Below are 1,008 nucleotides of genomic sequence, written 5' to 3' on the forward strand. Positions count from 1 at the left end.
GACCCGGGTCTCGAAGATCAGGAAGGTTTCGCGGCCCAGCGACTCCGACCACTCGTCACACTCGTCCCGCCAGTCCGGCGGGTCCATGTAAGCCCGGGCCACGCGGTAGGTCGCGGCCACGTGCGCCATGCCGGCCTTGACCTCCTGGCGGGGCACCCGCCAGTCGTCGGGCGCTCCGTTGTCCCACTTGGTCCAGATCATCGGCCGGCCGTCCGGGAACGTCGGCGTGAACACGTAGCCGTCGCTGACCCTGCACCGCGTGACGCTCGTGCAGTCGTCGTGGTCGCTCCCGTCGAACCCGACGGTCACCAGTTCCCCGGGCTCGACCTGCTGCGGGAGCGCGCACCGCTCCCACAGGTGCCGGGACAACCACGTCTCCGACAGCGAGACGGGCAGGTTGAAGAAGTAGCGGCGGAACTTGGCCCGGTCCTGGCTAGGCTTCTGGGCCAGCGCCACCATGCGGTCCAAGTCCATGTGCGCGGCGAACGGCCCGTACGCGGCGATCAGTCGGAGCTTGAGCTGGACCGGGCCGTCGTCCCCCTCGTCCTCCAGCAGCGCCGGCGGGGCCTGCTTGTGGTCGAAGTACAGCCGCGCCGCCTTGCCCGACTTCGAGTTGCGGTGCGTGCGTTCCGCGATGGAGTCCTCGCCGATCGCGTACATCGTGCTGGTCTGCAGGAACCATGGCTCGGCGCTCTTGCGCTTCATCGTGTTGCGCTCGACGGTCTCGTACATGTTCCGCAGCTCGGGCAGCACGTACAGGTGCGTCTCGTCCGCGACGCTGAAGCTCTCCTTGCCGCCGTCCTTCGCCGAGGAGCTGGCGGTCGAGGGCCGGACCTCGCCGCCGTCGGGCAGGAACACCCGGGTGGAGGTCTGCCAGTCGTTGCCGATGTCGATGCCGGGGTAGTCCTCGGCGATCCGCCCGCTGTGGGCGAGCATGTAGGTGATGTTCGCGTAGGTGTTCCCGGCCTGCGTCTCCTCGGTCGCCAGGCACCGGATGAAGGGGTAGGT

Annotated in this window: 1 protein-coding gene; it reads right to left on the minus strand. The window is 68.8% G+C overall.

Annotated features, from left to right (window positions below; all coding sequences use genetic code 11):
• Positions 1–1,008: terminase TerL endonuclease subunit (locus tag ABD323_RS41650; RefSeq protein ID WP_344447288.1), on the minus strand; the 1,008-nt coding region annotated here is incomplete at both ends.

Origin of the sequence: Kitasatospora nipponensis, assembly GCF_039528135.1 — a bacterium.
Lineage (GTDB): Bacteria > Actinomycetota > Actinomycetes > Streptomycetales > Streptomycetaceae > Kitasatospora > Kitasatospora nipponensis.